18 protein-coding genes are annotated in these 24,679 nt (G+C 29.8%); 13 read left to right on the top strand and 5 right to left on the bottom strand.

Features of this window, described 5'->3' with window-relative positions; translation table 11 throughout:
* The first annotated feature begins 4 nt into the window (after positions 1-4).
* The 13 genes from VJY32_RS06440 (at position 5) to VJY32_RS06380 (ending at position 16,253) form a co-directional block, all read left to right on the top strand.
* The gene (locus VJY32_RS06440; protein WP_353677083.1) at positions 5-4,858 is read left to right on the top strand and encodes a rhamnosyltransferase WsaF family glycosyltransferase; all 4,854 of its coding nucleotides are present in this window, start codon (positions 5-7) and stop codon (positions 4,856-4,858) included.
* Positions 4,859-4,860: 2 nt separating this feature from the next.
* Positions 4,861-6,384 (top strand): glycosyltransferase, encoded by a 1,524-nt coding sequence (locus VJY32_RS06435; RefSeq protein WP_353677082.1) that lies wholly within the window; start codon positions 4,861-4,863, stop codon positions 6,382-6,384.
* Positions 6,385-6,578: 194 nt separating this feature from the next.
* On the top strand, positions 6,579-7,409 hold the full coding sequence (locus VJY32_RS06430; protein WP_353677081.1) for a flagellin: 831 nt from the start codon (positions 6,579-6,581) through the stop codon (positions 7,407-7,409).
* A 428-nt stretch (positions 7,410-7,837) separates the two neighbouring features.
* Entirely contained in the window at positions 7,838-8,683 is an 846-nt protein-coding gene (locus VJY32_RS06425; protein WP_353677080.1) for a flagellin, read from the top strand.
* 78 nt (positions 8,684-8,761) lie between these two features.
* Positions 8,762-9,094: a flagellar export chaperone FliS gene (locus VJY32_RS06420; protein ID WP_353677079.1), complete on the top strand. Its 333-nt coding sequence runs from the start codon at positions 8,762-8,764 to the stop codon at positions 9,092-9,094.
* Positions 9,095-9,098: 4 nt separating this feature from the next.
* Positions 9,099-10,886, top strand: coding sequence for a flagellar filament capping protein FliD (fliD, locus tag VJY32_RS06415; protein WP_353677078.1), 1,788 nt, complete (start codon positions 9,099-9,101; stop codon positions 10,884-10,886).
* A 6-nt stretch (positions 10,887-10,892) separates the two neighbouring features.
* Positions 10,893-11,225 (top strand): hypothetical protein, encoded by a 333-nt coding sequence (locus tag VJY32_RS06410; RefSeq protein WP_353677077.1) that lies wholly within the window; start codon positions 10,893-10,895, stop codon positions 11,223-11,225.
* Positions 11,226-11,229: 4 nt separating this feature from the next.
* Positions 11,230-11,493 carry a hypothetical protein gene (locus VJY32_RS06405; RefSeq protein ID WP_353677076.1) on the top strand — a complete coding sequence of 88 codons (264 nt, stop codon included), beginning with the start codon at positions 11,230-11,232 and terminating at the stop codon, positions 11,491-11,493.
* Between the two features lie 162 nt (positions 11,494-11,655).
* Positions 11,656-12,150: a chemotaxis protein CheW gene (locus VJY32_RS06400; protein ID WP_353677075.1), complete on the top strand. Its 495-nt coding sequence runs from the start codon at positions 11,656-11,658 to the stop codon at positions 12,148-12,150.
* A gap of 78 nt (positions 12,151-12,228) precedes the next feature.
* Positions 12,229-12,636, top strand: a complete 408-nt coding sequence (locus tag VJY32_RS06395; RefSeq protein WP_353677074.1) for a bacteriohemerythrin — start codon at positions 12,229-12,231, stop codon at positions 12,634-12,636.
* Positions 12,637-12,665: 29 nt separating this feature from the next.
* Positions 12,666-13,061: an energy transducer TonB gene (locus VJY32_RS06390; RefSeq protein ID WP_353677073.1), complete on the top strand. Its 396-nt coding sequence runs from the start codon at positions 12,666-12,668 to the stop codon at positions 13,059-13,061.
* A gap of 21 nt (positions 13,062-13,082) precedes the next feature.
* Entirely contained in the window at positions 13,083-15,164 is a 2,082-nt protein-coding gene (locus tag VJY32_RS06385; RefSeq protein WP_353677072.1) for a HAMP domain-containing methyl-accepting chemotaxis protein, read from the top strand.
* An 87-nt stretch (positions 15,165-15,251) separates the two neighbouring features.
* Positions 15,252-16,253 carry a Gfo/Idh/MocA family protein gene (locus tag VJY32_RS06380; protein ID WP_353677071.1) on the top strand — a complete coding sequence of 334 codons (1,002 nt, stop codon included), beginning with the start codon at positions 15,252-15,254 and terminating at the stop codon, positions 16,251-16,253.
* Positions 16,254-17,879: 1,626 nt separating this feature from the next.
* Here VJY32_RS06380 and typA read toward each other — a convergent pair.
* The 5 genes from typA to VJY32_RS06355 form a co-directional block, all read right to left on the bottom strand.
* On the bottom strand, positions 17,880-19,688 hold the full coding sequence (gene typA / locus VJY32_RS06375) for a translational GTPase TypA (protein ID WP_353677328.1): 1,809 nt from the start codon (positions 19,686-19,688) through the stop codon (positions 17,880-17,882).
* Between the two features lie 174 nt (positions 19,689-19,862).
* Positions 19,863-20,462: a sirohydrochlorin chelatase gene (locus tag VJY32_RS06370; protein WP_353677070.1), complete on the bottom strand. Its 600-nt coding sequence runs from the start codon at positions 20,460-20,462 to the stop codon at positions 19,863-19,865.
* A gap of 21 nt (positions 20,463-20,483) precedes the next feature.
* Positions 20,484-21,116: an HmuY family protein gene (locus VJY32_RS06365; RefSeq protein WP_353677069.1), complete on the bottom strand. Its 633-nt coding sequence runs from the start codon at positions 21,114-21,116 to the stop codon at positions 20,484-20,486.
* Positions 21,117-21,148: 32 nt separating this feature from the next.
* Positions 21,149-23,512 (bottom strand): TonB-dependent receptor, encoded by a 2,364-nt coding sequence (locus VJY32_RS06360; RefSeq protein ID WP_353677068.1) that lies wholly within the window; start codon positions 23,510-23,512, stop codon positions 21,149-21,151.
* A gap of 120 nt (positions 23,513-23,632) precedes the next feature.
* Positions 23,633-24,256, bottom strand: coding sequence for a LuxR C-terminal-related transcriptional regulator (locus VJY32_RS06355; RefSeq protein ID WP_353677067.1), 624 nt, complete (start codon positions 24,254-24,256; stop codon positions 23,633-23,635).
* Between the last annotated feature and the right edge of the window lie 423 nt (positions 24,257-24,679).

Raw genomic sequence — 24,679 nt, 5'->3', positions numbered from 1 at the left:
TATTATGAGGAAAAAAATTGCATGGGTTTTACCACATATTATTGAAGCTTCGGGTGGTTTAAGAACTATTTTCAATAATATTAATTATTTGGTTGAAAGTGGATATGAATGCCATGCCTTCGTAGAAGGTAATACTGATGAAAAGCATCTTCGTAAGATAGTTGAAAGTAGCTATAATGTAAAAAATTTAATCATTCATTCAGGGTGGAATATTAATGAAAAGTATGACTTAGTATTTGGGACAATGTGGCATACCTTATATTATATAGAAAACTTAAAGTTTATTGACAAAAAGGCTTATTTTATTCAAGACTACGAACCTTACTTTTATCCAATGGGGGGACAGTATATATTAGCAGAAAATACTTATAGATTCAAAGATTATCATCAAATTACTGTTGGGAAATGGTTAAGCTACAAATTATATAATGAATTTAAAATTGAGTCAAAGTATATAGATTTTTGTGTTAATACAGATATTTATAAACCATTAAAGGAAGTAAAAAAGGAATTCGCTGTTTGTTTTATATATCAACCTGAAAAATCTCATCGAGGTCCTCTGTTAGCAATTGAATCTATGAAATTACTCAAAAATATTTTTCCAAGTTTAAAAATTTATTCTTTCGGAACTGATAATGATAATGCATTACCTAAAGATTTTATCCATCTTGGAATTTTATCACCATCTCAAATTAACGAATTATATAATAAATGTATTGCCGGTTTATGCATTAGTTCTACCAATCCATCAAGAATTCCTTTCGAAATGATGGCATCTGGATTGGCGGTTGTAGATATTTTTAGAGAAAATAATTTATTTGATATGCCTGAAGGATGCATATTATTAGCTGAACAGAATCCAGAATCAATATCAAGTGCAATACTAAAAATACTAGCAGATTCATCATATAGAGAAAAACTTTCTAGGTCTGCTTATGAGTTTATCTCTCAACAAACATCAGCATTAGAGAAAAAACAGTTTTTAGAAGCAATAGAATCATTTTTGAGTGAAAACAAAAAACAAAAAAAATATTTACCTCCAGCTAAAATTTATAGGTCAAAATGTTTTACAAAAAATGACCTTGGGGTTATCAACAACACAAAGGAATATGAACTATTAACATATGATATTTGGGACACAGTATTAAGAAGAACATGTCATCCGGACGAGATAAAACTTCATACAGCACATTATGTATGGTTAAAGTATAGAAAATATTTAAGGCCAAACATCATTAATCAGAATCAATTGCTATTAAAAAGAATTAATTGTGAAAGAACAATTGGAGTGATTAATAAAAAGAATGGTTATGATGATGAATATAAAATTGAAGATGTTTTCAAAATGTGGTTAAAAGAAATTTTTGTTGATACATACTCAGAGGAATTTTATTCTAATTGTGTTAACGAATTAGTCAAATTGGAATTATCGTTTGAAGAAGAAAACTGTTACTTAGATAATGAAATATTGATGAGAATTGATTCTATTCGTGCAAAAAATAAAGTATTTCTTTCAGACTTTTATATGAGTAACGAACAGGTGAAATATTTACTTGAAAAAAAAGGTTTTCCAAAACATTTATTGCAGGGTTTTACTTCGGCAGACCTTGGATACAATAAAAGAAGTGGCAATATTTTTAATAGAATTGAAGAATTATTCAATATCACAAAACCTAAACATATCCATTTAGGGGACAATGTTTTTTCTGATTATTTTATTCCTATGCATCTTGGTATTTCGTCAATTTTGTATTTTAATCAACATGAGGAAAATAAGCGTAATAAACATAATCGTTTCAAATTGCGAAGGTCTGATAGAACATCATACTTTGTTGAATTACAACAGAGTTACAGAGAATTAATAAGAAATAATTCATCTAAATCTGACGAATTATTTAATATTGGTTTAGACACATCATTATTATTGTTTAATTTTATTCTTTTTATCATAGAGGAAGTAGTATCTGAAGGTTTTAATAAATTATATTTTTTCACCAGAGAAGGTGAATTTTTCATAAAAATTTATAATGAAATAAAAAAATCAAACTTATTTGATTTTGAATTACCAGAAGCCTATATACTGGAGGTTAGTCGTTTATCTACTTTTGCTCCTTCGATTAGAGAAATTACAACTCAGGAATTCATGCGCATTTGGAATTTATACTCAAAACAAACCGTAAGTGCATTATTTAAATCATTAAATGTAGTTACTGATAATTTCCTCCCGATTTTGTCAAAATATAATTTAAAACCAGAAACAGAAATAATATACCCTTGGACAGACGAAAGAATAAAAAATTTATTTTCTGATATCGACTTTAAACAAAAATTACTTAATGAGATTTCTAAGCAAAAAGAACTTTTTATTGAATATTTCAAAGCAAAAGGTATAGAAAACAATGGGAGTAAAATTGCAATTGTAGATATCGGATGGCGTGGAACTATACAGGATAATTTAGCTTACATTTTTGATAAGAATATTTTCTATGGGTATTATTTTGGATTATTTAAATATCTAAACACTCAACCAGTTAATTCATTGAAAAAAGCATTTATTGCAAATCAAAACATTGAGAACAGCAAAAATGATATTTTATTGAATTTTGTCTCTCCAATTGAAATGTTATTTAATTCGGATGGAGGCAGTGTAAAAAAATATTATAAGAATGAATCAGAGATATGCGCTAAAAGAGAAATAGAACCAAGTGAAGAAGAAGTTTTTATTAAATATACAAAATACTTCCAGAATGGCGTTTTATCAGCTATACCATATCTTAGTAATTATGTTAGAAGATATTCTTTAACAAGTGTTGAACTTAAAAGAAAATCTATAGACATTTTGAAAAATCTAATAAATAATCCACCCCAAATTATATCTGAGGCATACTATAGTCTAAATCATAATGAAAGTTTTGGTTTAGGTAAGTATGAAAATAAAAGTAAATTTTTACAAGAAATGAATTTTATTAAAGAAGAATACTTAAGAGGTAATTTTTCATCTTTTGAAGAAAACCTTCATCGTACTACTTGGCCTCAAGGGTTTCTTAGATTATGCAATATGAGATATAACTTCTTTAATTTAGAGCAACCAATAATATATAGATTAACAATAGATGAGAGAAATAATCTAAAAAATTTATGTGATAAAGCCTTAGTATTTTATATGAATGGTGAATATAAAGAGTCACTCAAATATGCATTAGAGGCTCTTTCTATAGACCCTAATAGAATATCTACTTTATACTTACTATACAAAATTACTCAACATATTTCAATGAAAGAAGCAATTGGTTATTTGAAAAAGATCTTAAATTTGTATAATAGAGAACCTAAAGCAAATAATGAATTAGCACGACTTTCATTCTCAATCGGAGATATTGACAAAGCAATTAAAATATTACAAAAAATTAAAGATGATAATTATACTATAGCTCAACTCAATTTGAGCAAATTGTATTTGAATAAGTTTTATATGAAATCAAAAAAAATCCCTCCTTTTTTACAAAACAGTATTATAAAGGAATACTCAAAAGAGTTATTTGAAGATTTTAATAGTTTAGAAAGTAATAAGAATATTCAAAAAAGTGTTAATGTATTTAATGAAGAATTTACGAAGACAAGTATTAATCAAAAAAAGATGAACTATGAAGTATCTATTTTAGTGGCAACATTTAATGGATTGGAGTATACACAAAAATTTATTGAATCTTTAATTTCTTCTACTGATATAAATTATGAATTAATTATTGTAGATAATAACAGTCACACTGAACTTTTAAGATATCTTAAAAGATTGGAAAATAAAATTAATAACATCAAGATAATTTATAATAAAGAAAATTATGGATTTCCCAAAGCTATTAATCAAGCTATTTTATTGGCAAATTCAAATTACCTATTAATAGTAAATAATGATATTATCTTTACTGAGAAGTCAATTGATAGATTAATTGATTTTGCTAAAACAGATCCCAATATTGGTATCGTAGCACCTATAAGCAATGAAGTTAGCGGTTTACAAAGGGATTTGGATGCTAAATATACTTCGATCGAAGAAATGCATAAATATTCGAATTTTATTAGAGAAAATAATAAAGGTCAACTATTATTTTTCCCACGTGTCGCATTCCTTTGTACCTTAATTAAAAAGGAATTAATTGAAAAAATCGGCGGACTTGATGAAAGATTTTCCCCTGGTAATTATGAAGATGATGATTTTTGTCTGCGTGCTCAACTTGCTGGATTTAAAACTGTAATTGCAAAAGATGTTTTTATTCATCACTTTGGTTCAAAGAGTTTTAAAGCTAATGGAACAGAAGCTTATAGAAAACGACTTGAAACTAATAAACAAATTTTCATTGATAAATGGGGTGCTACACCAGATGAAATCTGGCTCCAAAATAAAACTATTAAGCAGCGCCAAATATATTATCCCATAGATAACGATTTGTTCAAACAATATTTTGAAAGAACTAAGATACATATAGCAGATAACGAACTGAATCTTGCAAAAGATTCTATTGCTAAGGCAATTGAAAATTATAAAGAAGGGAATGGCATAATTATTAGCTATGATGAATTACTTGATTTAGCAGGTAATATATATTTAGCAAGTAATGATATTACTAAAGCTCAGGAATATTTCGAAAAAGAACTAAATCTTAATCCTCAATCATCTTCTGCTTGCTACGGTTTAGGACAGGTATTTTTTGCACAGGAAAATTATGATGCAGCAAAAATTATGTTCGAATGGGCTGTAAAAAATGACCCGTCAAATAGTTCTGCTAAATCTGCTCTTGAAAAAGTTAATGAACTGCTCGGTTATGAATTATCTCATTCATCGCTCGATGGAGGATAGTTATGGGTACATTGACTTTATCAATGATTGTTAAGAATGAAGAAAAATATCTTAAAGATTGTCTTGAGTCCGTTAAAGGTGTAGCGGACGAAATTGTAATAGTTGATACAGGTTCAACAGATAAAACAATAGAAATTGCGAAAGAGTATAAAGCAAAAATCTATCACTTTGATTGGATTAATGATTTTTCCGCTGCAAGAAATTATGCCCTCCAGTATTCTTCAGGTGAATGGATTCTTTATTTAGATGCTGATGAAAGATTAGACCCAAATTCAATTAGAGAAATAAAAAGATTAATATCAGGCGTAGCAAAAATTGGTTATTACTGCACTGTAAAAAGCATCGATAGCGAAAACGAAAGAGAACATGCAATTCGTTATGTGAGATTATTCAAGAATAGTAAAGAAATTAAATTTACAGGCAAAGTTCATGAACAGATTATGCCCTCACTTATTGAAAATAAATATGAAATATATCACTCATCAGTTTTAATTAATCACATAGGATATGATGTATCACGCAGCGAAAAAGAAGCTAAAGCTAAAAGAAATTTAGAATTACTTCTTAATGATTATGATGAAAGTAAGTCTGTATATGTTGCATATAAAATTGCTCAAACTTATTTCTTACTTGGGAATTATAATGAAGCAGAATCATACTTCAATATTGCATTAGAAGAAAAAGATTTATCGCAGGATTTAAAAGCAGATTGTTATTTATATTTAGCTCAAAAATATTTGATGAGTTTTAACTTTATTAAAGCACAAGAATATATTGATAAAGCTATAGAATTAAATCCTCGGCAGCCAATATATTTCTTTTTTACATCAAAATTACATTATAAACAACATAATATTTACAAAGCCAAGTTATATGTTCAAAAAGCATTAGAAGTAAATAAAAATATTCAAAGGAATGAGAAAATAAATAAGCTAACAATTTATGTTGATTCCCGTGAAATAATTTATTTTGGTTTATATTTGGCTTATCAATCAAATGATAATGATATGATTGAATATTTTACAAAAGAATTATATAGATTATTTAAAGAGGAACAGGTAACAGAAAAAATTCAGATGATTAAGCTTATGGAAAGTATATTTCAAGGCAGAGAGATAACAGAGGAAATTTCTCAGGTTTTATTAAAATGTGTTAATAAAAATAATCTGGAATTATTTTTAATGGGTATCAATCGTCAAAAAAATAATCTCATAAAATTGAGTATTTTATTAAAGCTAAGAAATTTGTTCCCAAATAATGTTGAAATAATTAAAAATCTTGCTTCTGTTTATGATGAAATTAATAATACTCAAAATGCAATTGAATTATTACAAAGCAATATGGAAATAGTAAAGAATGACCCCGCAGCTTTATTTTACTTAGCATCATTTTATTTGAAGATGAATAATATTCAAAAATCTTATGAGTTGTTTACAGAAATCGAGAAAAATTTCTCGAATCTAATGGATATGATACCAAAAGTAAAAGCAATAAAATTACGTTTAGAGAGTGCTTTAAAATCCTGATGCTATTACTTCAAAATTGTTCCTCTCAACTGCTAACAATTCTTGGTATTAACTAAAAAATATCTTATAAAAATCATTAAACTTTTTGATTAGTGTTGCGATAATATAAGTGAGAAATAAATCTCATTTTATTAATTAACAAACCCAATCATGGATGATTGGGGAAATTAAAAACAAAATACAAGGAGGTATTTATGGCTTTCTCAATTAACACAAACATTGGTGCTCTTAATGCTTACAATGCGTTGGCAAAAATTAATGCTCAAACTGAAAAAGCCCAACTTCGTCTTTCAACGTTAAAGAAAATTAACAGCGTAGCAGATGATACATCTGGCTACAACGTTGGTAAGCAGTTGGAAGCTCAAACCTTAACACAAAAAGCTCAATTAAATAATATTTCGTCTGCTAAGAACTTTTTGTCTACTGCAGAATCTGCATTACAACAAATAGCAGATAAATTGAATCAAATTAAAGCTAAGCAAGTTGATGCAGATGACCCATTAAAAGATTCTGCAGCAATTGCCAATGATATAAGAACTCTTGCCAGCGAAATTGATTCAATACTTAAGAGCACAAATATTAATGGTACACAATTATTAGCAAGCACCGATGGCTCAACTGCATTAAGTGCATCTACTTTCGATGTTGGTGGTTCATCATTCTCGGTTGATTTTGCAGGTGATTCATATTTGAAAGTTGGAAATCTTGCAACTGCTATTGGTACCTCAGGTTTGCAAAGCACAACTGATAGCACTGTCCTCGATTACAATACATCTACTGTTGCAACTAATGTAAGAAATGCATTATTGAGGATAGGTAACTTAAGACAGACACTTGATTCAAGAGAAGAATACTTAACCGCCGCCATCGCAAACAACACAGCTACAATTAGCAACATCTTCGATGCGGATGTAGCAATGGAGCAGTTGAATGCAACCAAGGGCCAAATTGGTGCGCAAATTGCAACAGCTATGGTTGCTCAAATGAATACAGCACCACAACAAGTTCTTAGCCTGTTTCGTTAATTGGGAATATTTTAATGCTCTTTTAACGGAGATGCTGTATTACGAAGAAAATGTTAATTATCCGGTTATTTAGAATTTACTAGCCCCGTCTTATTGACGGGGTTTTTATTTGTTCAAGTTGTTGACTAATTGTGTATTTAATTCCTGTGAGTCTAATTAATTGTAAGATGCATTTTTGATTACGGATACATATTTAAAAAAAATTTTGTTCTGTAATATTTAGGGAAACAATGATTTATATATCATCAAAATTATATCTGTAGTTTTATTCTTAATCTCACTTCAACAATAAATAAAATAAACATAAAAATACACTAAACATTTTTAAGTGGTTTACGATAATTAAAGTGAGAAACAAATTTCATTAATTAACAAACTTGAGCAAGGAAGCTCAGGTAATATCAAAACAAAATACAAGGAGGTTATTTATGGCATTCTCAATTAACACAAATGTTGGTGCTTTACAGGCTTATAATGCATTAGCAAAAGTAAATGCACAAACAGAAAAAGCACAACTGCGACTCTCTACGTTGAAAAAAATTAACAGTGTAGCAGATGACACATCAGGTTACAACGTAGGGAAGCAGCTGGAAGCACAGACCCTTGTTCAAAAAGCTCAATTAAACAACATCGCATCAGCAAAGAACTTCTTGTCAACTGCAGAATCAGCATTGCAGCAGATTGCAGACAAATTAAATCAAATCAAAGCAAAACAAGTCGATGCAAAAGACCCATTGAAAGATAAAGCTGCAATTGCTAATGACATCAGAACACTTGCATCAGAAATTGATTCAATTCTTAAGAGTACAAATATTAATGGTACTCAGTTGTTAGCAAGTACAGATGGTTCTACGTCGTTAGGTAATTCTACTTTTGATGTAGGCGGAACTTCATTTAGTGTTGATTTTGCAGGCACTTCTTATTTGAAAGTTAGTGATCTTGCAAGTGCAATTGGTACCTCAGGTTTACAAAGCACAAATAATGATACAGTTCTCGATTCTACAACATTAATTGTAAATTCGGTTGATGTTACAACAAATGTTCGCAATGCACTTTTGAGGATAGGTAACTTAAGACAGACACTTGATTCAAGAGAAGAATACTTAACCGCCGCCATCGCAAACAATACAGCTACAATTAGCAACATCTTCGATGCGGATGTAGCAATGGAGCAGTTGAATGCAACCAAGGGCCAAATTGGTGCGCAAATTGCAACAGCTATGGTTGCTCAAATGAATACAGCACCACAACAAGTTCTTAGCTTATTCCGTTAATTGAGAATTAATTGACAACTATCCCCCCGAGATTATTCGGGGGGAAATTTTATAAATAAAAATTATCTGGATTGAACAATGTATACTGCTCAAACTTTAAGAAATAAGAGTAATCCATATATCTTCAATCAAATTAATAATGCAACTCCACAAGAGTTGATTTTAAAAGTTTATGATTTTGCAATTCTGAATTGCCAGAAAAATGATATGCTAAAAACAAATGATGCAATTCAGGTATTGATTAATTCACTCAATTTTGACGACCCTGCTGCAAAAGAAATTTCAATTGGGCTATTAAGACTTTATCAGTATTGTCAGGAGCAGATGAGAAAACACAATAATCAAATTGTTTTGAAAATCTTGACAGAACTTCGCGATACATGGGTTAATGCCTTAAAAAATATGAGATAAAAATATGGCATATGATGCGCTGACAACATCAGGTATCAATAATTTAATTAATACTTATAAGACTAACGAGCAGAGTAAAAGAATTACTCCTTTAACAATACGTAAATCATACTATGAAAATCTTAACTCTGCTTATTCAACTTTAAGCAGCAAACTAGATAGCTTGAAATCAATTTTGAGTGAATTAAAGAATGCATCTTCTACTTCAATTTTCTATTCTAAAGCAGCAGTATCATCTAATACAAATTTCTTGAATGTAATTGCTACTTCAGGTGCAATAGATGGAACTCATTCAATTAGAATAAATCAGATTGCAAAGAACGACACTGTTTTATCAATAGATTTAAATTCAAGTGCAGCATCAACAATAATTACAGAACCAGGCACTCATGAATTTATTATTAAAGCTGGCGATGGTTCAGGCGGTGAATTTATAAGCAAAGTTTCAGTTACGTTTGAAAGTTCAGATTTTACTAATGGGCAGATATCAAATAGTACATTGATGCAAAAAGTTCAGAATGCAATTAACACCGACCAAGCTATTATAACTTCTTCATCAGTTACAGGTAGCACAACATCATCAGGCTCTTTTGTAATTGACTTGAATGGAACAGAAACAGTAATAAATTACTCAGCAGGTACTTACAGCGATGTAATAGATAGTATTGTTTCTCAAGTTAATTCCATCAATGGCCTTACTGCAGAAAAAATTATTAATGGTTCAAATTATCAATTGAAAATTACTGTCAATGATTCATCAAAATATATAACGATTAAAAATGATACCGGAACTTTACTGAGCGAACTTGGAATTAATGTAACAAAAGAGAAAGGTGCTTCAGGATTGGTAAGTGCTTCTATTTTTTCACCTGTAACAGGATATTCACAATTATCAATAAAGTCTAAAAATTCAGGTTATGATTACAGAATTACAGAAATTTCTGAAACTGGCAGTAATACAGCTCTTTCAGCTATCGGATTAAATTTAGGTACAACAAGACAAGCATTTGTGCAAAATTCAGGCAATGATACTCCGGGATTTATTTATACTACTGACCAACTAAATGCTAAACTTACATTTAACGGAGTTGATGTTGAACGAAATTCAAATACAATTAGTGATTTAATTGACGGCACAACGATTACATTAAAATCAGTAATGCAATCTTCTGATGCTGATGTTGAAATATCTATTAATAATGATGTAACAAAAATCAAAGATAAGATTAATGATTTTATTACAAAGTTTAATGATGTATATAAATACATAAAAGATAAATCCAAGACTGTTGATTCCTCTCGTGGTTTATTTGTTGGAGATATAACAGCTTCATCTTTACTTAGTACACTAAGTAATATTGCTTATAGTTCTGTTACAGGAATTCCAGATAATGAAATAAATACCTTATCTAAAATTGGTATAACATTTAATGTTGATAGTGGTTTGATTCTTAGTGATTCCGACCGATTGGAAGATGTTATTAATAATAATCTAAATGAACTAATAAATTTATTTACTTTGGATACCAATGGTATTGCAGTAAATTTATATGATAGAATTAATCCGTATCTTGGTGCTGACGGCTACATTGCAAAATCAAAATCAAGTTTTGATACAACTATATCCTCATTAAGCGACAGCATTACGGCTGCACAAAAAAGTATAGACAAAAATGCTGAAATTATGAGGTCAAAATATCAAAAGATGCAAATGCAATTGGCACAGTTATTATCGTATCAAAATTATTTTTCATTGTTTGGTACTTCATCATATACAAGTTTAACAGGATAATTTGAGATGGACGATTTAAAAAACACAATCAGTGCAATGATTAATCTTCTGGATAATTTATCAATTCAACTTGATGAAATTACACCGGATAATTTTGAAGATAAATTTCAGCTTGCTTTAGAAACCATGATGGTCATTCAAAAAATCAAAGATGAATTAATAAAAAGATACGGAGTTGATTATCTTAAAAAAAATGTTCCAGAAGTATGTGATAGGGCTAAACTAATTGAAAAAAAATACGATAATCTAATAGAGCAATTTAAGTTGGCAGCTTCAAAATTAGAAAAAGAGTTATCCAGCTTAAATAGCCAGAGAAAAATTATAAATTATCTAAGGTGAAACTGTGCAAATAAAAGGTATATCAAATAATAATCCTTTTACACAAACGCCGAACCAGGTAAAGAACAAAGATTCTAAAAGTTCGGGCGAATTAAAAGATAAGGATAAAATCGAAATCTCCTCTGCAGCCAGAGATTTAGCAAAGAGTGAAATGGCTTCAAAAAAGTTGGAAGAAATTAAGCAGAAAATTGCTAACAAATTTTATGATTCAGAGGAAGTAATTAACAAAGTAGCTGAAGCCATAATTAAAGAACTGAAAGGTAAGTAAATTGTGGAATATTCAACTGGATTGTATTCACCTTTACTTTAACATACATACTCCTAAAAAGGCAGGCAGAGATGAAAAATTTTTGTCTGCCTTTTTTTATAGTTAAACATACATTAGTTTTTTGCGATAATACTATGTATTAAAATTATTTTGAGGTATACGATGTCTGAGAAATCAAAAATCAAAAATGAAGCAGCTGAAATACTTCAGCTTGTAGGCTTTAAAATTGCTGAAGAAGAATATGCTGTTGATATTTTAATGGTCCAGGAAATTATAAGAATGATGCAAGTAACTAAAGTGCCTAATGCACCAGATTTTGTTGATGGAGTTGTGAATTTACGTGGGAGAATAATTCCTGTAATTGACCTTAGAAGTAAATTGGGTCTTTCGAGAAAAGAAGTTGATAAAGATAAAAGAATTATTGTTGTAGAAGTTTCAGGTAAAACTGTAGGATTTATTGTTGATGCTGTAACAGAAGTATTACGTATTCCAGCTTCAATAACAGAGCCACCTCCGGATTTGATAACAAATGTCAATTCAGAATTTATCAAAGCTGTTGGTAAACTCGAAGATAGATTATTAATTCTAATAGATTTAGAAAAAATTTTATCATCAAACGAGAAGTTAGAATTAAGTGCAATAAATAATGAAGAATAATTTAAAAATTTTTCAAAATGTTGCTTAAAAAATTTATTAACTAAACGATAATATAAATGAAAATTCTGGAGATATGTTATGGCATTAATTAACTGGAGTGATAATCTAAGTGTTAATATAAAGGGACTGGATAATCAACATAAAAAACTGGTAAGCATTATTAATGAACTGCATGATGCAATGAAAAAGGGTGAATCTAGCAAAGTCCTCACAAAAATTCTTTTTGAAATGGCTGCATATACTAAAACACATTTTAAATCGGAGGAAGAATTATTTGATAAATATAATTATCCAGATAAAATTAAACATAAGAAAGAGCATGATATGTTTGTCAAGAAAGTTGATGATTTTATGACGGAATATAAATCAGGGAAAACTAATATATCGTTTGAATTGATGAACTTCTTAACAAAGTGGCTTACGAATCATATTCAAGTTTCAGATAAAGCTTATTCCGGGTTCTTAAATAAAAATGGAATTTATTAATTGTAAAAAAATATTTAGGAGTATAAAGTATGCGTTCTTATTATGTATTATTTGGTTTAATATTTGTAATTATATTTTCATCTAAAACTATTGCAGGTAAAAATATAATTTTACCTGGAGATGAAGATTACTTGCCAATAGCAGATGTAATGCCAGAACCTGCAGAAGGTTTAGTAAATTTGATGAAAAAAATTAATTATCCAAGTATTGCTCGATCTGCAGGAATTGAAGGAAGAGTTATAGCAATGGCATATATAAATGAAAATGGGGGTGTCGATGATGTTAAAATTATTAAGGGTCTTGGTGGTGGCTGCAACGAAGAAGTAGAGAGAGTATTAAGAGCAAGTAAATTTAAACCAGGTGAAAAAGAAGGTAAACCTGTAAAAGTAAAATTAACAATGTCATTTGTATTTAAGTTAAATTAATAACAAAAATAGATGATAGCCATGTTATCGATAAAAAATCTTAAGTTCAAAGCTAAGCTTCGTGTTTCATACTTTATTCTTGGAGCTCTCTGTACCATAGTTATTTTGAACGATTTAGTACAGATGTTTAAAATCAACAATTATAAAAATCAGATTTATTCTGATTATATAGCTCCTTCTAATGAAATTGATTTAATCTATAGAGAGTTTCAGGGTATAAAAAACACATTGCTTAAATTTTCCATCCCGAGTTTTGAACCACAAATGGAAAAAAATCTTAAGTCCCTTGCTAAAATGAAGAATTCTATTGATTCATCTTTAACTAATTTGATTAAAAAGTATGAAGGGACTTCAATTGAAAAAGACTTAAAAGAGGTTAATAAAGCGTGGGCAGATTATAAAAGCCTAGTAATTGATGGAACTCTAAGTGCTGCTGCAATTAAAGATTATGAACTTGCTGCTGAGGTTGCTACAACTTCGGGAGAAGAAATTGGTGAGAAAATGTTGAGTAATTTCCAGAATTTAAAAGAAAGCTTGAGTACAAAAGGAGAAACTCTTAATACAAATTTATCAGATGCTATTAAATCATCTCGAATAGTAATATTTGCAGGTATGATTGCTGGCATGTTGTTTTTCCTTTATGCTTTTACAAAAATTGTATCTTCCCTTACAAAACCTGTAGAATATTTAAAAAATGTGATTGCAAAATTTTCTGTTGGTAATTTTAAAGAAGTTGTTCAATATGACTCTAAAGATGAATTTGGTGAACTTTCTGAGATGCTTGAACAATTAAGACACGCTCAGCATGATAAAATTAAAGCAGCAATTGAAATATCAAAAGGAAATCTTAATGTTGATATTAAGGTATTATCTGAAGATGATGAATTATCACAAAGTTTTGAGTTGATGGTCAGCAATCTTAAGAGTTTAATTTTAGAAATGAAAAACTTGACAGATGAAATTATCGAAGGTAAAGTTACAAAACGAGGTGATGCTAATAAATTCTATGGTGCATATCAGGAAATTATTGTTGGTGTAAATTCAACTCTTGATGCTTTATTCATGCCAATTAAAGCCGGTATTGAAGTTCTTGAAGAAATGGCTAAAGGTAACTTTAATGCAAGAATAACCGGTGAATTTAAAGGAGACCATAAGTTAATAGTTAACAGTATAAATACACTTGGCGATTCATTAACAAATATTTTATCTAATATAGCTGAGATGATTAATTTGACAGCTTCGATAAGCGAACAAATATCTTCATCAACCGAACAGATGGCTGCTGGTGCACAGGAACAAAGCTCACAGGCTCTTGAGGTTGTTACTCAAGTAGAAGAAATGACAAGAACAATTTTAAGCACTTCTAAAAATGCAACTTTAGCTTCAGATGCATCAAAGAAAGCAGGACAGGTTGCTCGTGAAGGTGGAGAAGTTGTTGAAAAAACAGTTGAAGGAATGAACCGTATTGCAGAGTTCGTTGAAAAAGCAGTTGAAAAGATTCAGGTATTAGGCAAGAACAGCGAACAAATTGGAGAAATAGTTCAGGTAATTGATGATATTGCTAATCAAACTAATTTACTTGCTTTGAATGCTGCTATAGAAGCTGCAAGAGCTGGCGAACAGGGAAGAGGTTTCGCAGTTGTTGCAGACGAAGTTAGAAAGTTAGCTGAAAGAACAACTAAAGCTACAAAAGAAATTTCGGATATGATTAAGAGAATTCAGGAAGTAACAGAAAATGTTGTTGAATCAATGAGTGAAGGAAGCAGTGAAGTAAAATCAGGTAAAACTCTTGCTCAAAAAGCTGGCGATTCTTTGAAAGAAATTATTCTTGCTTCAGATGCAGTGCTTGATGTTGTAAATCAAGTAGCAGCTGCAAGTGAAGAACAAAGTGTTACAAGTGAACAAATTAATAGAAATGTAGAAACTATCAGCAAAGTTACTAATGAAAGTGCTGCTGGAATACAGCAAATTGCTTCTGCTGCAGATGAACTCAATAGAATGACAACCAATCTTAAAGAATTAATAAGTCGTTTTAAGTTTGATAATAGAAATAATGGACAGTCAAAAACTCTTGCATATAAAGAAAAACTACTAACAAACTAAAGAACCCCTCCCAAAAATAAACTCCCTCCAAAAGAGGGAGTTTTTTATTTTTGTAAAAGTATATTCAAAAAAATCTAAGGTTAATTTATGAAAAAAATAAAATTGGGAATAATTGGCTGTGGAATTGCTGCAAAAGAACTTCATCTGCCAGCACTTAAAAAATTATACGACAAATTCGAAATTACTGCAGTATGCAATCATACTGAAAAAAAAGCAGTAGAATTTTCTAAACTCGTAGGGAATGTCCCTTATTATCTTGATTATAAAGATTTATTAAAAGATAAAAATGTTGAAGCAGTCGATATAACTCTTCCAATAGAATTAAATTATAAAACTGCTGTGGATTCAATTAATGCAAATAAACATGTATTTCTTGAAAAACCTCTTGCAGCAAATTTAATTGAAGCAAAAAGATTAGTAGATGTTTCAAAAAAGAAAAGCGTTGTATGTTTTCTTGCAGAAAATTATCGATGCGACAAACTTTATTTAGAAATAAAAAAATTATTGGAAAGAAAAATCATTGGGAATGTTTATTCAGTAATCTGGAATGTATTTAATAATCTTTCATTAAAGAATAAATATGCTCAAACAAAATGGAGACAACAAAATAAATATCCTGGTGGTTTTGTCTATGACGGAGGAATACATAATATCGCTGCATTAAGACTACTTTTCGGCAGTGTTAAATATGGGTATGCTATTAAAAAATCAATAAGAAAACAAATTGGCACGGATGATACTTTTTCATTTAATTATGAATTTGAAAGCGGTGTGATAGGAGTATTAAATATTTACTTTTCTGTAAATGGTATTTACAAAAACGAATTATTAATCTTTGGAGATAATGGAACTATAATCACGACTAATAATGAAATTGAAATTTATGGAGAGAATAAGAAAGCAAAGAAAATCATTGTAGAAACTGACGGCGGTTTTGAAAACGAGTTTAATGAATTTTATAATGCAGTTGTAAAAGGTAAAAAGTTCATCAATACATTTGAAGAAGGATATAATGATGTTAAGACCTTATTGAATGCATTTAAATCAGCCGAGAAAAATAAAATAATTGACTTTCGTAAAATAAAGTGATTCTTAATGTAATTTTTATGTCTTTGTTACACGAAGCGATAGTTTTGTGATAGTAAGATAAAAATCAAAAAAATTTTGAGAGTGTAAAAAAATAAAATACAAGATAAACGCAGAAAAAATCAGCGAAAACCCGCTGAATCTAAATGACAGGAGGGAAAATAACGCAGTCATTCTGAATGAAGCGAAGTGGAATGAAGAATCTCTTAAAACAAAAACTGTGAATAGATTCTTTGTCCTCCACCTTTCGGTGGTCTCCTCAGAGTGACAAGAAAGTATAAAGCATTTTAATGAATTATTCTATGTTATTAAAAAAATTAAAGAAAATATTCAGAACTTGAAGATTCTGAGACTTAAAAGTCCCTCTCTTTTTAAGAGAGGGATTTAGGGAGAGTTATATAAAATGATTGAATTATGTGATAAAGTCTAAAATTGAAGAATCTCTTAAAAATGAAAAATGGGATTAGATTCTTCGTCGCCCGCTTTCAGCGGTCTCCTCAGAATGACAAGGGAAAAGAATAACGGCGGACTCCTCAGAATAACAGAAAAAAGTGTAATTGTCATTCTGAGTCGCCGAAGGCGAGGAAGAATCTAAATATAATATTGTTTTTGAGATTCTTCGTCGAATGCCTTACGGCAGCCTCCTCAGAATGACAGGGAGAAAATAATGGCGGATTCCTAAGAATGACAGGAGGGAAAATAACGCAGTCATTCTGAATGAAGCGAAGCGGAATGAAGAATCTCTTAAAACAAAAACTGTGAATAGATTCTTTGTCCTCCACCTTTCGGTGGGATTCCTCAGAATGACAGGAAAAGTATAAAGCATTTTAATGAATTATTCTATGTTATTAAAAAAATTAAAGAAAATATTCAAAATGTGAAGATTCTGAAGCTTAAAGTCCCTCTCTTTTTAAGAGAGGGATTTAGGGAGAGTTATATAAAATGATTGAATTATGTGATAAAGTCTAAAATTGAAGAATCTCTTAAAAATGAAAAATGGGATTAGATTCTTCGTCGCCCGCTTTCAGCGGTCTCCTCAGAATGACAAGGGAAAAGAATAACGGCGGACTCCTCAGAATAACAGAAAAAAGTGTAATTGTCATTCTGAGTCGCCGAAGGCGAGGAAGAATCTAAATATAATATTGTTTTTGAGATTCTTCGTCGAATGCCTTACGGCAGCCTCCTCAGAATGACAGGGAGAAAATAATGGCGGATTCCTAAGAATGACAGGAGGGAAAATAACGCAGTCATTCTGAATGAAGCGAAGCGGAATGAAGAATCTCTTAAAACAAAAACTGTGAATAGATTCTTTGTCCTCCACCTTTCGGTGGGATTCCTCAGAATGACAGGAAAAGTATAATTGTCATTTTAATTCCGTCGAAGGCACGGTTTAACTGATATAGCAATTCTGTAATTTAGAAACGCAAAGTTCACAAAGGTAAGAGCAAAGTTCTCAAAGAATGTATCATTCAATGAATCTGAGTGTTGATAATTTTATAATCTTAGTAACAAGATAATCTTTCTAAATCTTGGAATTTTTTAATCTTTTAAAATCTTTTAATCTTTATAACCTTATTAATTAAGTAATCTTGACAATTTGTTAATCTTGTTAATCTTTTAATAAAATAATTATACAGCTTTACCTAAATTATATTTTTTTCTTTCATTCGGATCTAAATAAATTTTTCTCAATCGAATTGATTTCGGAGTTACTTCAACCATTTCGTCATCTTCAATATATTCAAGAGCTTCTTCGAGTGTAAATTTAATTGGAGGAACAATTTTAATTGCTTTATCTGAACCAGAAGCTCTCATATTAGTTAATTTTTTACCGCGTTGGATATTAACTTCAATATCATTTTCTTTATTATGTTCCCCAATAATTTGTCCTTTATAAACAACTTCACCAGGTTCAATAAAAAATTTACCTCTATCCTGAAGAGAATCAATTGCATAGGCTGTGGCTGGTCCCTCATCCATCGAAATTATTACACCATTTTTAGATTTGTTAATTGCTCCTTTAAAATATTCATATTGAAAAAAGCGATGATGCATAGTAGCTTCGCCAGATGTAGCTGTAAGAATTTTGGTTCTTAATCCCATTAATCCTCTTGATGGTATATGGAATTCAAGTTTTTGTAAATTTCCTTTATTTTCCATTTTAATTAATTCACCACGACGTTGACCTACTAATTCTATTACTTTGCCAGCATATTCGGCAGGAACATCGACAACTAAAATTTCAATCGGTTCAGCTTTTTTCCCATTAATTTCTTTGTAAATTACTTTCGGTTCCCTGATTTGAAGTTCGAATCCTTCACGTCTCATATTTTCAATTAGAATAGATAAATGTAAAATTCCTCTTCCAGAAACTTTGAAGGCGTCAGGTGAATTTGTATCTTGAACTTTTAGAGCAATATTATGTTCCATTTCTTTATAAAGTCTATCTCTTAATTGGCGTGATGTTACATACTTTCCTTCCTTGCCATAGAATGGAGAATTATTCACTGTAAATGTCATGCTTATGGTTGGTTCATCAATAGAAATTATTGGCAGAGGTTCTGGATTTTCTGCATCAGCAATAGTATCGCCAATATCAATGTCTTCTACTCCAACAATTGCACAAATATCTCCACAAACAACTTCTTCAACTTCTGTTCTCGTTAATCCATCAAACACGAATAATTGTTTTGGCTGAACAATATGAATAGTTCCATCTCTTTTAATAATGCATAAATTATCATTTTTTTGAAGAGTTCCTCTGAAAACTCTGCCTATGCCAATTCTTCCGACATAATCATTGTAATCAAGAGATGAAATTTGAATTTGTGTAGGACCAGAATTATTTGGTGGTGGAGGGATATAATTTATTACAGCATTAAGTAAAGGTGTTAAATCGTTTCTTTCGTCATCGAGGTTAAAAACTGCCCAGCCTTCTCTGCCACTTGCATAAAGAACAGGAAAATCTAATTGTTCTTCATCAGCATCAAGTTCAATAAATAAATCAAAAATTTCATTTAACACTTCTTGAGGCCTATTATCAGGTCTATCAATTTTATTAATTACAACGATTGGCTTTAAGTGTAAACTCATAGCTTTTTCCAGCACAAATCTTGTTTGAGGCATCGGTCCTTCAAATGAATCAACAAGAAGTAAAACGCCATCTGCCATTTTTAGAACACGTTCAACTTCACCGCCAAAATCAGCATGCCCAGGTGTATCTATTACATTAATTTTATAACCATTGAAAGGGATGCTAATGTTCTTGGCAAGTATTGTAATACCGCGTTCTCGTTCTAAATCATTGGAGTCTAAAAATCTTTCTTGAACAATTTGATTCTTACGAAATATCTGACATTGTTTTAAAATCTGGTCAACTAATGTAGTTTTCCCGTGGTCAACATGAGCGATTATAGCGATGTTTCTAAGCTTATTTATATTATTCATGATGAAATTCATTATAATTTTTTTAATAAAAAATAAAGATAAACATTTATTTTGTAATTAACATTTAGAGAGAAAACAAATATTAAAGAAAATTTTTGACTCAAATTTTATAATAACCAATAATACCATAACATACTTTATACATTTTTACAATACCATCAATAATTAATTTTTTTCAATAAAACTATAGATTTGTTTACTTAGCATATTAACAATATCTGTGGTTTTATAAGGCCATGCGTAAATAATTTTTATATTTGGGTGATTTTCCTTAAATAATTCAATCTTTTCAGGTATATCTATTTCAGAATGATTCCCTCCTGGTGTAAACATTATACTTGTCACAATTATTATCTCAGGGTTATCGTGAGCAGCATGTTCAAGAGCTTCTTCAACTGTAGGTCCGCACATTTCATTAAAAGCATAATACACAGAATAAAATTCTTTATTTTGTTTTTTGAATTCATTAATTACTTCGATAAAACCTGCCCAGTAAGGGTCATTATTGGCATTTCTAGGCCAGTTTCTTAACTCTTCTTCTAATAACTCTGCTTCAATTGAATGAGTATCATGTAGCTTAAAATATTCGCTTAGTTTAGGAAAATCTTTTGCAGGAGCTCCATGTCCCACAATTATAACAGAAATTTTCTTTTTAGATAGGGGTTTATCTGAATTATACTGGGTAAAATTATAATGAGATGCATATATTACGACTGTATTAATTAATAAATACAAAAGTGATTGTATTAAAATTTTTCTATTCATTTTTAATTCTCCTTTTTTGTTTTATTTAAGATTTCTTGAACCATCATCTTGATAAAAATATTTGAATGAATAAAATCTTGAAGGTTCTTTCCCTGTAGGATTTTGTGGTGCATTTTTATAATAACTTAATATTTGGACTTTGGCATACTTACCATTTCCACATCTTATAATTAAAACTACCCCGGGTATAGGTGTTATTAAATGATTTGGTGGACCTGAATAGTGATACCAGCCTTTATCGGAGCCGGATGGAATTGCCGGCGCTGATGTAGAATCAATATCATAACCTGTCTCAGGGGCTTCGATTACATCTTCAAAATTAACATTTCTTAAAACAATAGCGCCACCTTTGCCAGGACCGCTGCTGCCACTGTTTGTAAAAATTATAGTTTTATTGAAAGCTATATCCCAATTGGCAGTGGCAGTATCAGGACCAGTAACAATTGTACTATCCTTAAATCTGAAATATGTGCTTTTATTTTGATTAGCTGTATCCGCAGGTATATTGTATATTGTATGAACTTTTGCCGATTGTGGTGGTGCTTCAGGTTCTGTTAGATTGTCTTTAGAACAACTTGTAGTAATTAATCCGATTAGCGTGATAATCAAAAAATATTTTATTGCTTTGTAATTTAGTTTTGATAATTTAGCCATGTATACTCCTAATTTATTAATGTTTAGAATAGTTAATCAATTGTGTTTTTTGAAAATTCTATATTTATTCCACCGTAAATAATTCTGCCAGGTAACGAAGGAATAAATTGTGGATTAGTTTTATCGAGAATGTTTTCTATTCCCAAAACAATATTTAAATTATTCTTTATTTGTTTTTTTAAAGTAAAATTCCAAACAGCATAGCCAGGAACATATTCACTTTTATCATCAAGAATTCCATTGCCATTAGTATCACCAAATCCATATTTGCTGCGTATAATTCCTCTCAAGTTTGCTAAAATACCCAGTTCAATATTTTGATAAGAAAGTTTAATTGTACCTGAATGATTTGAACGGTTGAAGAGTCCGCCATATTCTGATTCTCGTACTAACCTTATTCTTCCATTAGATCCAACTTTTGAAATTTTGCCATTCCTTATTTCGTTAAGAATTTTTTCATCTATTGCTTGTAAGTATTGATAACTGATAGAAAAGGAAAAATTATCAAATGGGGAATATGCTAACGAAGTTTCAATTCCTTCAGTATATATTTTATTAATGTTGAAATAAGTAAACACACTTTGTCCATTTGTTTTGATTGCAATTGGACTTGCTTCAATCAAATCTTTAACATTATTTCGAAAAAGATTTATTGAAGCGAAAAATGAATTAGTGGGGGAGTATTCTATTCCCAGATTAAAACCAACAGAACTTTCAGCACGAATTTTTGATATGCTTTTATGGTCTATTAATATCCTTTGGATTTGCTGCGATTCTAATAGTTGTTTAATAGACTCTTGAATGTTTGAAGAACCATAAACACTGTAACCAACTTGAGCATTTGTAAAATTAAGATAAAGCTGCTGGAGCGTTGGTGCTTTAAATCCACTTCCAATAGATGCTCTAATTTTTAGAAAGTTATAAGGTTTGAAAAGCATCGAGAATTTAGGACTTAACCTTGCAGTAAAATCGCTGTGATGGTCGAATCGAGCACCAATTACAAAATCGAATTTGTCATTTGGTAACCATTCTTCCTGTGCAAAAAAATAGTAAGAGCTTGTATTTTTTTTACCATCATAAATTCTATCAGACTTTACAGTTTCGCAAATATATCCTGCACCAACAATAAGATAATTTTTGGTATCTAACAAAAAGTCATTTTTAATTTCAGCTTTATAAAAGTACTGGTCAAAAATATTTTCTTCATAAATACTGTAATCATTTTGGAAAATTGATTTGGAATTTGTAAAGTATCTTGAAAAATATAATTTAGCTTCCGTTTTAATTGATGAAGTAAATCTATGTTCGAATAATAAACTATTGTTCCAATCGGTTAGTTTATCGATAGTATTAACTAATTTTATTTCGTTTAATACTGATGCTTGTTCTATATTATTTTGCTGCTGCAAGAAAATTCTGCTATTAAATTTAAAAAAAGAAGAATCGTTAATTTTATATTTTATTATAGGTGATATAGAGTAATTATAAAATTCTGGTACGGTTGAAGATAAAGATGATGAATTAATTTTGTACCCATCGGAACTCAATCTTTCTAAAAGGAGAGAAATATAAATTTTATCATTTTGCTTAAAGACTTCCTCTTTAGTAAGTGATAAATTACTAATAACATCTAATGTATTGTATGTCTTGTAGAGTGATTGAAAAGTCAGGTTGTAAGAATTGTCGGGTATATCTGTAATTAAATTTATTACACCTGCAAGTGCTTCACTTCCATAAAGTGAAGATGAGGGTCCTTTCACTATTTCGATTTGTTTTAAGTTTGACACAGAAAATCTAGAAAGATCAATGGTGCCGGCATTTCTTCCAATTAATGGTTCTCCATCAATTAAAACGAGAGTATAATCTGGGTCTAACCCTTGCATTTGAACGCCCTTACCCCAAGGTTCATTAATAACTAATAAATTTGGTTGTTCAATAATTACTTGGTCTAATTTTGTAAATGCAAAATTTTTTATATCGTTTTTAGTTACAATTTCTGTTTTAATTGGGGTATTAAGGATATTCTTGTTTGTACGAGTTCCAGTTACAACAATATTATCTAATAAGATACTTTTCTTTTTAAGGGTAAATGTTAGTGAGATTTTATGATTTACCGATAAATCGACAATTCTTTTTTCTGTTTCATAACCAATAGCAGATAAAACTATGACATATTTTCCTGAATCAACATTATTAATCTCAAAATTGCCTTTAATATCTGTAGAGGCACCAATCTTTGTCCCCTCAATTTTTATATTTACATTTGATATAGGATTTTGATCTTCATCAATAACAATTCCTGAAATTGTAAATTTTTGTTGTGCGTTTAAGAGTGAATAAAATCCCAAAAAGAGAAATATTATAAAATGTAAAGTTTTAATTTTTATTGTGTGCATAATTCTTATTAAGACTAAATCTTAACAACAAAATTATTTTTTGTTGATAATAATAACAATTCACTGGGTTAGGTAATTTTTTTAACAATTTTAGGTATAAAATTTTAGGATTGCATGATATTAAATAATCCCAGAGTCAATTGCATAAAGAATTAATTCTACAGGGGATTTCAGTTTCAATTTTTTCATAATGTTTTTGCGGTGAGTGTAAACAGTATGTATACTTATAAAAAGTTTATCAGCAATTTCTTGATTGGAATACTTTTCCGCTATAAGTCTAATTATTTCTATTTCTCTTTTTGTTAATTCAGCCTCGTTTTTAGGTTCTTCTATTTTTTCTTCGAGTATAATGTTAAGAATTTTATTACAGAAAAATTTCTCTCCTCTGGATAGAGAGTTTAAAGCAATTAATATCTCATTTTCATCGCATTCTTTAGTTAAGTAACCAAGGACTCCGTTTTTTATAGCTTTCAGAATAATATCCTTTTTATTATTCTCTGATATTACCAAAATTTTAGTTAATGGAGAGACTTCATTAATCATATCTATATCATCATGAAGTATGAAGTTTCGTTGATCAATATCAATTACTAAAATATCAGGTTGTGATATTTTTAATTTATTCCAAAACTCTTTTTTGTTTGTTATTTCATCTTGAAGAATAAAATTATTGTTTTTTTTAAGGATGGATTTCAATCCTTCCCTAAAAAGGAAAACAGAGCTTGCTATCATAATATTTTTCATAAGAAATTGCCTAATTATTATCAAGACTAAATCTAAATAATGATAATAACAATAGCAAGTATTTTGAATATTCTCTATTTAAGCAAGAATTAAATTATGTTAATTTAGTTTTTATTAATAATTGATAATAAACTTTTTATACAAAGCCAAATGTATGAAATTATTTTAATGGAAAGCCATTCAGAGTTTTAGGGACGCCAAGCCCTAAGTTTTTCATGAGGGGTCTTTTCATTTAATAAAACGTTCTTTGAGTTCGTAGAAAGCATCAAAAAAGTGATGACAAAATTGATGACTTTTTTTAATGCAAAGCTTTATTTAATGGAAAGTAGAAATTACATAAGATTGCGATTTTAGGTTTATTTATATTTGCGGAGAGGGCGAGATTTCCGTCACTTTGAAAAAGTGACGAGATCTCGTTTCGTC

The organism is Rosettibacter primus (assembly GCF_036860675.1).
Lineage (GTDB): Bacteria > Bacteroidota > Ignavibacteria > Ignavibacteriales > Melioribacteraceae > Rosettibacter > Rosettibacter primus.
This window is presented reverse-complemented; position numbering and strand designations above follow the sequence as displayed.